A 14,660-nucleotide genomic window follows, 5' to 3' on the forward strand; every position below is an offset into this window, starting at 1 on the left:
AAATTTGCACGGTTTTTGTTCCTAATTTATGGAGAAACAAAACAAACTAACTCCTAATTCCTTATCACATGAAAAAAACTCGAATCTTACAATTAATATTTGTATTAATTGTAGCATGGTCTTGCTCTAAAAATGCTAAAAATTTCAATTCTGATTTTTCATTATTTAAGGAATATATTTTAAACTTCAGTTCTGGATTAGTATCTGCTAATAGCGACATTAGAGTGGTATTAGCATTTAATAAAAAAGAATGGTCTCAAAACGAGGAGTTAGACGAAAATCTATTTACTATTAATCCAAGTATAAATGGAAAAGTGGTTGCATTGTCTAACAATACTATTGCGTTTATTCCAGAAAAAAAACTAGAGCAAAATAAAGAATATCAAGTTACACTTCATTTATCTAAGATAAAAGATGTTCCTAGTAATTTAAAAGATTTCAACTTTACTATAAAAACCATAAAGCAAGATTTTATGGTAAGTACAAATGATTTGCAATCCTACAGTAAAGATTATCAATATTTAAATGGGGTAATTACTTCTAGTGATGATTTAGATTTTGAAACTGCAAAAAAATTGATTTCAGTAAATCAAGAAGACAAAGCGGTAAAAGTTAAGTTTGTAAAAGAGTTAAGCAATAAAAAAGAATACAAATTTGTAATTGATAGTATTAAAAGACAAGTTGAAGATAGTAAAATCAAAATTTCATGGGATGGAAATCCTTTTGACATCGATCAAAAAGGAGAAATGCTTTATGATATACCGGGAAAAAATAACTTTAAAATTGTTTCTGCCGAAGTTGAGAAAGACAACAATCAAGTTTTGTTATTAAACTTTACAGATCCTTTAAATCGCAATCAAGATTTTTCCGGCTTGGTTCAAGTTGAATCGGCTCTAAATTTACGTTTTGCTACTGCTGGAAATCTATTAAAAGTTTTCTTTAACGAACCATTAAAAGGAGAACTTTTAGTAGAAGTCTTTCAAGGAATAGAAAGCGAAGACGGCTACAAAATGAAACAAAATTTTGCAGAAAAAGTCACTTTTGATCAAACAAAACCTGCAATACGTTTTATAAAAAGTGGTACTATTTTACCTAGTTCTAACAATTTGAAAATTAACTTTGAAGCTGTGAATTTGAGCGCTGTTGATGTTAAAGTGTACCAAATTTACGAAAACAATATCCTTCAATTTTTACAAGACAACGATCTAAATGGAGGTCAAAATTTGAGAAAAGTGGCTCAGCCAATTGTTAAAAAAACCATTGCACTAAATAAAAATAAATTACAAAACTCAAGCAAATGGAATGCGTATGCAATTGATTTATCAAAAATAATTACTCCAAATCCTGGCGCAATTTATCGTGTTGAAATGTCCTATAAACGAAAATATTCGCTTTATAAATGTGCTTCAAATTATGTAGAAGCAGAGGAAAACGAAGAACAAGATGATGAAATAAGAAGCAATGATGATTATTATGACGATTATTATTATGATGGATACAACTGGTATGAAAGAGAAGATCCATGTACCGATTCCTATTATTACAACAATAAAATATTTACAAATGTTATTGCATCTGACTTAGGTGTGATAGCAAAACGTGGCGAAAATGGTTCCTATATTTTTGCTGTAAATAATATCGTTTCTACTGATCCTGTAGCAGGTGCAAAAATAGAATTGTATAATTTTCAACAACAACTTTTAGGAACAATAACAACTGATAACGACGGAATAGCTAAAACAGAATTAAAGAAATATGCTTATTTTGCTATTGTTACCAAAGACAACAACACAACTTACGTAAAACTCGATGAAGGCCAATCGTTATCAGTGAGTAATTTTGATGTAAGTGGTGAAGAATTACAAAAAGGATTAAAAGGTTTCATTTATGGCGAAAGAGGCGTTTGGCGTCCAGGCGACACTTTACACTTGGCTTTCATGCTAAATGATGTGGAAAGCAAATTAGAAAAATCGCACCCAATTACTTTTAAACTTAGTGATCCACAAGGAAAAATGCGTTACCAAATGGTTCAAAAATATAATAATTTGAATCATTACAAATTTAAATTAGCTACAAAAGATAGCGATCCAACAGGAAATTGGGAAGCAAAAATTTCAATTGGAGGTGTCCATTTTTATAAAAGTATTAAGATTGAAACCATTAAACCAAATCGTTTAAAAATCAAAAATAGTTTTGCCGACAAGCAATTATCTAACAATAAATTAAATAGTGGAAATATAGAAGTTACATGGCTTCACGGAGCAATTGCTAAGAACTTAAAAGTTGAAATGCAAGCAAAATTTTTAGAACAAAAAACAAGTTTTAAAAAATATGAAAAATATGATTTTGATGATGAAGTTCGTAAGTTCCGTACAGAAGAAGTAAACGTATTTTCTGGAAAAGTTGATGATTTTGGAAAAGCAAAAGTGGTTATTCAACCAAAAATAACAAGTCAAGCGCCTGGAAAATTAAAATTGGTTTTCCAAACAAAAGCTTTTGAAAATGGAGGCGATTTTAGTACAGATGTAGCGACTTCAGTTTATTCACCCTATAAAACTTATGTGGGGATAAAAGCACCTGAACCAAACAAATATGGTTTATTAGAAACGGATAAGTTAAATCGTTATGACATTGTAACTTTAGACGAATTGGGTAAACCAAAAGCTGTTAAAAATTTAGAAGTTCGAGTATATAAAGTAGAATGGCGTTGGTGGTGGAATTCTGATGGCGATGATTTATCACGTTATAATTCTTCCGAAGTAACAACAGCTTATAAAAATTATGTAGTTTCAACTGATGCAACAGGAAAAGCAAGTATTCAATTAAAAGTTCCAGAAGCAGATTGGGGAAGATATTTAATTCGTGTAGAAGACACTAACGATGGCCATGCAACAAGTTTAACTTCGTATATCGATTGGCCATATTGGTCTGGAAAAACACGTCAAGGAGGTAGTGAAACAGCAAACATGTTGGTATTTACATCCAATAAAGAAAAATACAATGTTGGGGAAAAAGCCATTGTTTCATTTCCATCAAGTGAAGGTGGAAGAGCATTAATTTCAATTGAAAACGGGTCGAAAGTTATCAAAACACTTTGGGCAACTACAAAAAAAGGAGAAACACAAGTAGAAGTTCCTATCACGGGTGATATGGCACCAAATGTGTATTTTCATATTTCGTTATTAAAACCACATGCTTCTACCATAAATGATACTCCGATAAGAATGTACGGCATTTTGCCAGTAGAAGTCATTAATAAAAATACCGTTTTAGAGCCTGAAGTAACCATTCCATCCGTATTAAAACCGGAACAAAAAACCACTTTAAAAGTTAGTGAGAAATCGGGTAAAGAAATGACCTATACGATTGCTATTGTAGATGATGGTTTATTAGATTTAACGCGATTTAAAACTCCAAATGCTTGGGATAAATTCTATTCAAGACAAGCGCTTGGTGTAAAAACTTGGGATGTTTATGATGATGTAATTGGTGCTTATGGAGGAAAAATTAATCAAATTTTCAGTATTGGTGGTGACCAAGATTTAGCTGGAGGAAATGCTAAAAAAGCCAATCGTTTTAAACCGGTCGTTATTTATTTAGGTCCGTTCAAATTGGAAAAAGGACAAACCAAATCACATACCATTACTTTACCAAATTATGTTGGTTCGGTGCGAACAATGGTAGTTGCTGGTGATGCCAAAACAAGTGCTTACGGAAGTGTAGAAAAAACTTCATTTGTGAGAAAACCGGTTATGGTTTTGGCTTCGGTACCAAGAAAAATTTCTCCAAACGAAAGAATCATGTTGCCAGTAACCGTTTTCGCAATGGAGAATCAGGTAAAAAATGTGAATGTTCAATTAAAAACAAATAATGGCGTAAGAATTATTGGGGATGCAACTCAAAATGTGAGTTTCAGTTCGCCAGATGAAAAAGTAGTCTACTTTAATTTAGAAGTGGGAAGCGCAACAGGAATTGGGAAAATTGAAGTTATTGCTACTTCAGGAAAAGAAAAATCGACCTATGCGGTAGAAGTTGATATTACGAATCCAAATCCAGTAACCAATGATTTCGTGGATATGGTAATTCCTGCAAACAGTTCTAAAACCATCAATTGGAAAACATTTGGAGTTTCAGGAAGCAATAAAGCAAGATTAGAAGTTTCGTCTTTCCCAACCATCAATTTCAACGGAAGATTGAATTATTTAATTCAATATCCGCATGGTTGTGTGGAACAAACGACTTCGGCTGTTTTTCCACAATTGTATTTAACTGATATTATGGATATTGATGTTAACAAAAAAGCAGAAATCCAACGAAATATCAATGCTGGAATTCAAAAATTAGGTAATTTCCAATTATCAAATGGTGGATTAAGTTATTGGCAAGGAAATAATTATGTAGATGATTGGGCAACTTCTTATGCCGGACATTTCTTAATTGAAGCCGAGAAAAAAGGCTATGTTTTTCCAATCGGATTTAAAAATAAGTGGATTTCATTTCAACAATCTGAAGCTAAAAAATGGCGATTTAATGCGCAATATCACAATGATTTTGCTCAAGCCTATCGTTTATACACATTAGCATTAGCTGGTTCAGCCGATATGGGTTCAATGAACAGATTAAGAGAAACCACTGGAATCTCTAACGAATCAAAATTGAGATTAGCTGCTGCTTATGCTTTAGTAGGACAAAAGAAAGCTGCGCTTACATTAATTGGAACAACAACAATTCAAGAAGACAAGGCTTTTGCTAATTATTATTATGGTTCAGAAGAACGAAATAGAGCCATGATTTTAGAAACCTACATTTTGGTAGATAACAAAACGAAAGCGTATGAAGTAGCAAACAAATTAGCCAAGGATTTATCCTCTAATCGTTATATGAGTACGCAAACAACAGCTTTTGGATTGTATGCGATGTCAAAATTTGCACTTAAAAATGGCGGAAAAGGCGTAAACATGACCTATACAATAGCTGGAAAATCGGAAACCGTGACTTCTAAAAAAGCAGTTGTAGATAGAAATTTAGTTCCAAAAACAGGTTCAAATTCGGTAACGATTCAAAATAAAAACAATGGAACACTTTATGTTCGTTTATTAAATAGCGGTATTTTACCTGTAGGAGAAGAAAGAGAAATTCAGAAAAACTTCTCTACTTCAATGGTTTATAAAGACCGACAAGGAAATGTTCTCAACTTAAGTTCTACAAAACAAGGAACTGAAATCGTAGCGCAGGTAACTATTAGAAATCAATCAGATGAATCGATAGAAAATGTAGCACTTTCTCAAATTGTTCCATCTGGATTTGAAATTATGAATTCCCGCTATACTGATTTTGGAAGTTATGCTGAAAACAAAGCCGATTACATTGACATTCGCGATGACAGAACGCAATTCTATTTCGGAATTAAAGCAGGAGAAACCAAAACGTTTACTATGCTATTAAACGCTTCATATTTAGGAAAATACTATTTCCCTGGCGTACAATGTGAAGCTATGTATGATGACAATTATTTGGCAAGAACCAAAGGACAATGGGTGCAAATAGTGAAATAAATTATCAAACTAAACCTAACAGGTTTTAGAAACCTGTTAGGTTTATAATCAAAAGACATGAAGCAAGAAAAATTTGAATATGACACTTTTTTCCATGTTTATAACAGAGGAAACAATAAAGAAGATATATTTATAGAAGATAAAAACTACAGTTATTTCCTAAAATTAATTAAAGATCATCTTTTAGGAGTAGCTGAAATTTACGCCTATTGTCTTTTAAAAAATCATTTTCATTTGATAATAAGAATTAAAGATAAAAATGAAATTCCTGTGAAATATGCAGATAAAATTCATTTACCATTTTCTAATTTTTTCAATGCGTACACAAAATCCATAAACAAAGCATATAATAGGACAGGCAGTTTATTTCAAGAACATTTAAAACGAAATATAATTCAAGATGAAAATTATTTGAGAAACTTAGTTTTATATGTTCATTTGAATCCAGTAAAACATAAATTTTGCGATGATTTTAGAGAATATAAATATTCTTCATTTTTAAGTTATACAAGTGATAAACCTTCAAATTTATCAAGAGAATATGTTCTTGAATTATTTGGAGGAAAAGAGAATTTTATATTTCAACACAAAGAAAGTATGATAAAATATGAAGGAGTTGTTAATGAAATAGATGATTTTGATTATTAATTAGTTACAAGACCTAACAGGTTTTGGAAACCTGTTAGGTCTAAAAACAATATTCTTCCCAAATGAAATTAGCTCTAAAAATCGGAATGCTTTTACTATTCACAGTTACAAGTTGTAAAAGCAATAAATCAAATTTATCTAAAAGTGAAAGTGATTCAATTCGTGACACGACTTTTGTTGTAAATACTGACGCTATAACTTATCAGAAAATTCAAGAAACTGAAAAAGAAATAGTTTTAGATATTGATAGTGTTTTAAAAGCGAATATCAATATCAAAATTGATTATCAAGATAGCTTGGTTTATGTGATAGGAATTAAAGAGTTTTACGACACAGCCAATGGACAAATAGTTGCCTTTACCAAACTAAAAGATAATAGTGAGCTATTTGCAGTTGTTTATCCGAATACTTTCGATGATAAGATGCAACCTAATGTTTTGTTTTATATTCTTAAAGATCAAGAATGGGTTTTGGTTTCCAAATTCGATTCGAGCGAGGTTTTTTCCTTTGAAATTGTAGATATAAACAATGATGGCGTAAGAGAAATTCAATCAATTGGTTATCCTAATATGAACGGCAATTATTGGAACAATTTTTACAGTTTTTCAAAAGAAGACAATAAAATTATAGCTGGTGGTGGCTTTTTTTCTAGTATGTACGAATTTAAACCTCAAGTAAGTAGAATTGATGTCGAATACGGCGGAAGCTGGTATATTCCCAATACTAAAACCATATATTATTGGAAAGATCAAAAACTTATTCCATTTAAAGAAGTGGAAGTTGTTTTAAAAATTGCCGACATGGAGCATAATGATTACTATATCAAATATTCAGAAAATTTAACTTTGGTGAAAGATTCGGTTCAATTGGTTTATAAAAAATCGTTTCGAGGTAAAAAGTTAAATCAATTTTACGACAACTTTTTTGAAAACAATTAAAGTGAAAAAACGCATCTCGAAATTTTACAATTACATCAAACTAAAAGCGAAAAACAATAAGATAAAAACAATTGTCTTGTTCTTGCTTGTGGTAGTTTACTATTTTTCACTCCCAAGACAACTTTTTGAAAACAAGTATTCTACCGTAATTGAAAGTCAAGACGGGCAACTTTTAGGAGCTAAAATCGCTTCTGATGGGCAATGGCGCTTTCCAGAAAGCGATAGTGTGCCGTATAAATTTCAAAAATGCATTGTTGCTTTTGAAGACCAACATTTTTATAAGCATTTTGGGTTTAACCCAATTTCCATGTATCATGCTTTTAAACAAAATAGAAAGGCAAATCGAGTGGTTCGAGGTGGGAGTACGTTAACCCAACAAGTGATTCGTTTGCACCGAAAAGGAAAATCGCGCTCCTATTTTGAAAAAGTAATCGAAATGATTCTCGCAACTCGATTAGAATTTCGCCATTCGAAAGATAAAATTTTAGAATTGTATTGTGCGCATGCACCTTTTGGAAGCAATGTAGTAGGTTTAGAAATGGCGTCTTGGAAATATTTTGGATTACAACCGCATCAATTATCATGGGCGGAAGCAGCTACTTTAGCGGTTTTACCTAATGCTCCAAGTTTAATTTATCCTGGAAAAAATCAAGAACGATTATTAGCCAAACGTAATCGATTATTAAAGAAATTATATGAGGATAAAGTTATTGATAAAGCAACTTACGAATTATCATTACAAGAGAGTTTGCCTCAAAAACCGTTTGATGTACCCCAAATTGCTCCTCATTTGGTTCAAAAAGTAGCTAAAGAACATCCGTCTGAAAAAATAAAAACCACTATTCAATTAGACTTACAAGAACGCACCAACGAAATCGTAAAACAATATTATAATTATTACAAACAAAATCAAGTCTATAACATTTCGGTTTTAGTTGTTGATGTAAAAACGCGCAACATAATTACGTATGTGGGGAATAGCCCTACAGACAAAAACCATCAAAAAGATGTTGACATTATTGAAGCACCAAGAAGTACTGGAAGTATTTTGAAACCGTATTTGTATGCTGCCATGTTGAATGATGGCTACATTTTACCACAAACTTTAGTTCCAGATATCCCAACGCAAATTTCAGGGTATTCACCTCAAAATTTCAATTTAACTTATGACGGAGCGGTTCCGGCAAGTAGAGCTTTAGCACGTTCGTTGAATATTCCGTCGGTTTTGATGTTGCAAGATTATTCTGTGAATCAGTTTTATGAAAAATTACAGCAATTGAAGTTGCGAAATGTCAACCGACAACCTTCTAATTATGGTTTATCGTTGATTTTAGGTGGTGCCGAATCTAATTTATGGGATTTGTGCAAAGCCTATGCTTACATGTCGTCTACGCTAACGTATTTCAATCAAAACGATTCGAAATATCGTAAAAATGAAATGCTAAATTTGAATTACGATGCCAATATTAAACCTGATTTTGGAAGTAGTTCACGTCAAAAAAACATTTTTGGAGCTGGAGCTATTTGGCAAACCTTCAATGCAATGAAAGAAGTCAACCGACCTGAAGGCGATGAAGCTTGGAAGTTCTATGATTCTTCAATTGAAATTGCATGGAAAACAGGAACAAGCTTTGGAAGTAGAGATGCTTGGGCAATTGGTGTTACCAAAGATTACGTAGTGGGAATATGGGTTGGAAACGCCACAGGAGAAGGAAGACCATCGTTAACCGGCGTTGATAGTGCAGCTCCAATTTTATTTGACGTTTTCAGATTATTACCAAAATCGAAATGGTTCGAAATGCCCTATAACGACTTAGATCCTGTTGAAGTTTGTGAACTTTCGGGTTATTTAGCACAAGAACATTGCCCAAAAATAAAACAATGGATTCCAAAAACAGCTAAAAAAACAGACAATTGTCCGTATCATAAAATCATACATTTGGATAAAAATCAGCAATTTAGAGTCAATAGTAATTGCGAAAGTGTTGATGAAATGATTACCAGATCCTGGTTTGTTTTGCCACCGGTTATGGAATGGTATTATAAAAGTAAAAATGTAAATTATCAAAATTTACCACCTTTCAGAAGTGATTGTATAGATGCCTTACAAGACAAGCGCATGGATTTTATCTATCCAAAAAGCAACACTAAAATTATATTAACCAAAGATTTTGAAGGCAAATTACAACCTGCTATTATCAAAGTAGCACATTCCAATTCAAATGCAGAGTTGTTTTGGTATTTAGATGATCAATATGTAGGAAATACAAAAACCTTTCACGAGAAACCTATTTTTGCTTCAACAGGCTTTCATGTTATTACTGTGGTAGATGAATTTGGTAATGAGATAAGAAGAAAAGTTCAATTTGAGAGTGAATAAAAACAAAAAAACCGCCTTTCGAAAGATTGGCGGTTCTTTAATTTATTTAATTTCATTTCCTTGTTTGTCAAAGAAATGGTATTCTAGATACGTGTAAGCGTCACGAGGTATAATTTTCACCCATTTCTTATATTCGAAAAACCATTTCGAACGTAAGGATGGAAAACCTTTAGTAAGGTATGCTGCCACAAAAGGGTGTGCGTTTAAAACAACCTTTTTATGGTCTTTAATAATGCGTTCAAGATCAGACGCTATTTTGTCTATAATTAAAATTGGAGCTTCAATTTCCCCGTTTTCTTTATTAGGGTCTTCTTCTCTTGTTTTAATATTGACTTCTGGTCTAACTCTTTGTCTAGTAATTTGAATTAATCCAAATTTGCTAGGAGGCAAGATTTTATGCTTGGCCTTATCGTCACTCATTTCTTCTCTTAAGAAATCGTACAATACTTTGCGATTTTCGGGATTTTGCATATCAATAAAATCCACTACAATAATTCCGCCCATGTCTCTAAGTCGTAACTGACGTGCAATTTCGGCTGCAGCAATCATGTTTACTTCTAGAGCAGTATCTTCTTGGCTAGTTGCTTTTGCTGAACGATTTCCGCTGTTTACATCAATAACATGCAAAGCTTCTGTGTGTTCAATAATCAAATAAGCACCTTTGCTCATGGAAACTGTTTTTCCAAAAGACGTTTTTATTTGTCGCTCAATATTATATTTTTCAAAAAGAGGCAGTTCCTTAGACTGATAGTGTTTTACGATAGACACTTTATCCGGAGCTATCTCTTGCAAATACTCCTTCGTTTCAAGATACAAATCTTCATCATCAACATGAATACCAGTGAAGGTATCATTAAATACATCTCGTAAGATAGAAGAAGCTTTATTAAGTTCTCCTAGTACTTTTGATGGATGATGAGCCGTTTGTAATCTTCTACACATGGCAGACCAGCGGTCCATCAATGTTTGTAGATCTTTATCTAGTTCGGCTACTTTTTTGCCTTCGGCTACTGTTCTCACAATAACACCGAATCCTTTTGGTTTAATAGATTGAACCAATCGTTTTAATCGGTCTTTTTCTTCTCTCGATTCTATTTTTTGCGAAACAGAGACACGATCTGAAAAAGGAACTAAAACCACATATCTTCCGGCTAAGGAAATCTCAGAACTAATTCTGGGACCTTTAGTAGAAATAGGCTCTTTCACTACCTGAACTAAAACAGATTGATTGGCGCTTAGAATGTCGGTTATAGCACCATTTTTATCAATTTCAGCTTCAAAAGGAAAATTTTTGAGTGAATAATCTTTTAATTTACCTGCGCTTACAAGTTTAATAAATTTCATCAAAGAAGGTAGATTAGGACCCAAATCGTGATAATGCAAAAAAGCATCTTTTTCATGACCTAAGTTTACAAAAGCGGCATTTAAACCAGCCACAGGTTTACGGATTTTAGCAATAAAAATATCACCCACCGCAAAATTGCTTTGCTTTTCTTCTTCTTTGTGTAATTCTATTAGTTTTCCATCTTTTAATAAGGCAAAATCTACAGCATTTGAACCCGATCTAATAATTAACTCTTTGTTCATGCAGTACATTTTTATCTGTTTGTGCTCGATACTGGGTGTCTGATGATGGGTGTTTTAAATTCATCCTATCATCTAACATCCATCATCTAACATTTTCACAGATGGATTAAACATTTTTTACAGGCAGTTGTACCTGGGAATCAATTTAATATTGATTCATTTCAATGAACTTTTTTCTAAAAAAGAAAAAGTAGTTTTAAACTACTTTTTCTTTTTATGACGGTTTGCTCTCGCTCTTTTTTTACGTTTGTGAGTTGCTACCTTATGTCTTTTTCTTTTTTTACCACTTGGCATAACATGTTGGTGTTTAGATTAATAAATAGTTTTTATACTGTAACTTCTGTTTTTTCTTTAACGCTTTCAACAAACACTTTAGCAGGTTTAAAAGCTGGAATGTTGTGAGCAGGAATTTTAATTGTAGTGTTTTTAGAAATGTTTCTTCCTGTTTTTTCAGCTCTTGTTTTGATGATAAAACTTCCAAAACCTCTTAAATAAACATTATCACCTGTTTCAAGCGAGTTTTTTACTTCTTCCATAAAAGACTCAATAGTTGCTTGTACATCACCTTTTTCAAGTCCTAATTTTTCTGAAATTTTCGCTACGATGTCTGCTTTCGTCATTTTCTTTCGTATTTATATTTATGTGTATTTTTTTGAGTTTGCAAATATAAGAATTAAAAAAACAATAATTCAACCTTAATTGATTAAATTTTAATTACTAAAGATTTATTTTTGTTGTCTCAATTTAAAAACATGAATTTTTCTAACTCTTTAATTCATTGGTATTTACAAAATAAGCGCGACTTACCTTGGAGAAATACGACTGATCCGTACCCTATTTGGCTTTCAGAAATTATGCTTCAACAAACTCGAGTGGCGCAAGGTTTACCTTATTTTTTGTCTTTTACTGAGGCTTTTCCAACTGTTTTTGACTTAGCCAAAGCTGATGAAGAACACGTTTTAAAACTTTGGCAAGGTTTAGGATATTATTCTAGAGCTAGAAATTTACATGCCACTGCTAAACACATTGCATTTGAATTAAATGGTGAATTCCCTTCCAATTATAAAGAATTATTAAAATTAAAAGGTGTTGGTGAATATACCGCTGCCGCTATTGCCTCTTTTTCATTTAACGAAGCTGTTGCGGTATTAGACGGAAATGTGTTCCGCGTTTTGAGTCGTTATTATAATGTAGAGAGTGATATTTCTCTACCAAAAACAAAAACAGAATTTCAACAATTAGCGCAAGAAGTATTAGACAAAAAGAATCCTGCTCTATTTAATCAAGCGATTATGGAGTTTGGTGCTTTGCAGTGTGTTCCAAAAAATCCAAATTGCGAAATGTGTATTTTAAATTCGAGTTGTGCTGGACTTCAACATAAAAAAGTAAACGAGCTTCCGATTAAATCGAAGAAAACAAAAGTAACTCCTCGCTACCTGAACTATTTAATTTTAAAAGATTCAGACTCTAACTTTATTGTTCAAAAGCGCGAAGGAAAAGGAATTTGGGAAAACTTATACGAATTTCCTGTTTTTGAAACCGAATCGCAATTATCAGAAGATGAAATTATAAATCAAGTTTCTGAAATGAAGTTTTATAATTTGGAACCTATTGAAGTACTTTCGCTTCATAATGATGTTATGCTTCATAAACTATCCCATCAACACTTAAATATTCGTTTTTTTGAAGTCCAATTCGCTTCAAAATTACCTGATTCAAAACCACTTACAGAAATTGAAAAACTACCTTTTCCTATAGTTATACATAATTTTATTGCTTCAAATTATTGTAATTCACTTTAAATTACTATTTTTGATTAACCCTATTAAATATATAAGCCATGAACGGAACATTAAACAAGGTTATTTTAATCGGTCATTTAGGTGACGAAGTTAAAATGCATTACTTTGAAGGCGGAAATTGCATTGGTCGTTTTCCTTTAGCAACTAACGAAGTGTACATTAACAAAACTACTGGAGAAAAAATAACTTCTACAGAATGGCACAACATTGTTGTTCGAAACAAAGCTGCAGAAATTTGCGAAAAATACCTTTCTAAAGGCGATAAAATATACATTGAGGGTCGAATCAAATCGCGTCAATGGCAAGCAGAAGACGGTGCTACCAAATACACTACTGAAATTCAGGTAACCGAATTCACATTCTTAACCACTAAAAAAGACACCGATTTGAGTAAATCTTCATTACCAACAGGTAGTGCACCTGAAGATTTTTAATGTTTAACTAAATTGAAACAATTTGGATCCTGATCCGGCCAGTTTACTACATTCTATAGATTTTGAATTCCTTTTAGGAATAATTGCAATTTTAGTATTGCTTGCTTGTTCTGCCTTTATTTCAGGTTCAGAAGTAGCCCTTTTTTCTCTTTCGCAAAAAGATATTGATGACATATCAAATAAAGATTTTAATAGCGGAAGACTCATTTCTCAATTACTGGAAAAACCCAAAAGGTTGTTAGCCACAATATTAGTTGCTAATAATTTTGTAAACATTGCAGTTGTAATATTGTTTTCTTCCATTAGTGGTCGTTTATTTGACGGTATTGAATCTTCTATTTTAAGATTTACGGTAGAAGTGGTACTTGTTACCTTTTTCCTATTATTATTTGGGGAAGTATTACCAAAAATTTACGCCAACAGAAACAATATGACCTTTGCTAAAAAAGTAGCCATTCCAATTTCAATTTTAAACAACGTATTATCACCTATTAGTGTTCCTATGCGAAACGGCATTCTGTTTATAGAAAAAAAACTCAATGTACAAAAAGGAAATTTTTCGGTAGACCAACTTTCGCAAGCACTAGAATTGACATCACAAAATGATACAACTGATGGTGAGCAAAAAATACTTGAAGGAATTGTAACTTTTGGAAACACAGAAGTACGCCAAGTAATGAGTCCTAGAATTGATGTTTTTGCATTAAACATTGAAGAATCTTTTGAAGAAATAATGCCAAAAATCGTTGAAAAAGGCTATTCACGAATTCCAGTTTACAGAGAAAATATTGATCAAATAGAAGGTATCCTATTTATTAAAGACTTAATTCCGCATATCGATAATGAATCTTTTGATTGGACCAAACTATTAAGACAACCTTTCTTTGTTCCGGAAAACAAAAAGCTTGATGATTTATTAAAAGATTTTCAAGGAATGAAAAGTCATTTAGCTGTTGTAGTAGATGAATATGGTGGGACTTCTGGAATTATTTCGTTAGAAGATGTTCTGGAGGAAATTGTAGGCGATATTAGTGATGAATTTGACGATGAAGATTTGATTTATTCTCAAATTGACGACAAAAATTTTCTTTTTGAAGGTAAAATTAGCTTGAAAGATTTTTATAGAATCATTGAAGTAGATGAAAATGAATTTGAAAGTAAAAAAGGTGAAGCTGAAACACTAGCTGGATTTTTACTTGAAATTTCTGGAAATTTCCCAAAGAAAAGACAAAAAATAACGTTTCATAATCTTATTTTTACCATCGAAAATGTAGATAAGAGAAGAATAAAACAAATAAAAGTTACGTTATTGTAAT

9 protein-coding genes are annotated in these 14,660 nt (G+C 32.1%); 7 read left to right on the top strand and 2 right to left on the bottom strand.

Annotated elements, in window-relative coordinates:
* Positions 1 to 68: 68 nt before the first annotated feature.
* The 4 genes from LOS86_RS12655 (at position 69) to pbpC (ending at position 9,521) form a co-directional block, all read left to right on the top strand.
* A complete protein-coding gene (locus LOS86_RS12655) occupies positions 69 to 5,555 on the top strand; it encodes an alpha-2-macroglobulin family protein (RefSeq protein ID WP_231842442.1) in 5,487 nt (1,828 codons plus the stop codon).
* Positions 5,556 to 5,612: 57 nt separating this feature from the next.
* The gene (locus LOS86_RS12660; protein ID WP_231842443.1) at positions 5,613 to 6,203 is read left to right on the top strand and encodes a transposase; all 591 of its coding nucleotides are present in this window, start codon (positions 5,613 to 5,615) and stop codon (positions 6,201 to 6,203) included.
* 62 nt (positions 6,204 to 6,265) lie between these two features.
* Entirely contained in the window at positions 6,266 to 7,141 is an 876-nt protein-coding gene (locus LOS86_RS12665) for a hypothetical protein (RefSeq protein WP_231842444.1), read from the top strand.
* Position 7,142: 1 nt separating this feature from the next.
* Complete coding sequence (gene pbpC, locus LOS86_RS12670) at positions 7,143 to 9,521, top strand: penicillin-binding protein 1C (protein ID WP_374107574.1); 2,379 nt, start codon at positions 7,143 to 7,145, stop codon at positions 9,519 to 9,521.
* Positions 9,522 to 9,563: 42 nt separating this feature from the next.
* Here the strand turns inward: pbpC and LOS86_RS12675 are convergent, their stop codons facing one another.
* A complete protein-coding gene (locus LOS86_RS12675; RefSeq protein ID WP_231842445.1) occupies positions 9,564 to 11,108 on the bottom strand; it encodes an Rne/Rng family ribonuclease in 1,545 nt (514 codons plus the stop codon).
* A gap of 326 nt (positions 11,109 to 11,434) precedes the next feature.
* The gene (locus LOS86_RS12680; RefSeq protein ID WP_231842446.1) at positions 11,435 to 11,728 is read right to left on the bottom strand and encodes an HU family DNA-binding protein; all 294 of its coding nucleotides are present in this window, start codon (positions 11,726 to 11,728) and stop codon (positions 11,435 to 11,437) included.
* 132 nt (positions 11,729 to 11,860) lie between these two features.
* Between LOS86_RS12680 and mutY the strand changes: the two genes are divergently transcribed.
* The 3 genes from mutY to LOS86_RS12695 are packed head-to-tail and all read left to right on the top strand — an operon-like array spanning position 11,861 to position 14,659.
* On the top strand, positions 11,861 to 12,910 hold the full coding sequence (gene mutY, locus LOS86_RS12685) for an A/G-specific adenine glycosylase (RefSeq protein ID WP_231842447.1): 1,050 nt from the start codon (positions 11,861 to 11,863) through the stop codon (positions 12,908 to 12,910).
* Between the two features lie 38 nt (positions 12,911 to 12,948).
* Positions 12,949 to 13,344, top strand: coding sequence for a single-stranded DNA-binding protein (locus LOS86_RS12690; RefSeq protein WP_231842448.1), 396 nt, complete (start codon positions 12,949 to 12,951; stop codon positions 13,342 to 13,344).
* 22 nt (positions 13,345 to 13,366) lie between these two features.
* The gene (locus tag LOS86_RS12695; RefSeq protein ID WP_231842449.1) at positions 13,367 to 14,659 is read left to right on the top strand and encodes a gliding motility-associated protein GldE; all 1,293 of its coding nucleotides are present in this window, start codon (positions 13,367 to 13,369) and stop codon (positions 14,657 to 14,659) included.
* Position 14,660 lies beyond the last annotated feature (1 nt).

The organism is Flavobacterium cyclinae (assembly GCF_021172145.1).
GTDB lineage: Bacteria > Bacteroidota > Bacteroidia > Flavobacteriales > Flavobacteriaceae > Flavobacterium > Flavobacterium cyclinae.

Coding starts and splice junctions, on each gene's coding strand:
- LOS86_RS12655 (WP_231842442.1), top strand. CDS start 69: ATGAAAAAAACTCGAATCTTACAATTAATATTTGTATTAATTGTAGCA.
- LOS86_RS12660 (WP_231842443.1), top strand. CDS start 5,613: ATGAAGCAAGAAAAATTTGAATATGACACTTTTTTCCATGTTTATAAC.
- LOS86_RS12665 (WP_231842444.1), top strand. CDS start 6,266: ATGAAATTAGCTCTAAAAATCGGAATGCTTTTACTATTCACAGTTACA.
- LOS86_RS12675 (WP_231842445.1), bottom strand. CDS start 11,108: ATGAACAAAGAGTTAATTATTAGATCGGGTTCAAATGCTGTAGATTTT.
- LOS86_RS12680 (WP_231842446.1), bottom strand. CDS start 11,728: ATGACGAAAGCAGACATCGTAGCGAAAATTTCAGAAAAATTAGGACTT.
- mutY (WP_231842447.1), top strand. CDS start 11,861: ATGAATTTTTCTAACTCTTTAATTCATTGGTATTTACAAAATAAGCGC.
- LOS86_RS12690 (WP_231842448.1), top strand. CDS start 12,949: ATGAACGGAACATTAAACAAGGTTATTTTAATCGGTCATTTAGGTGAC.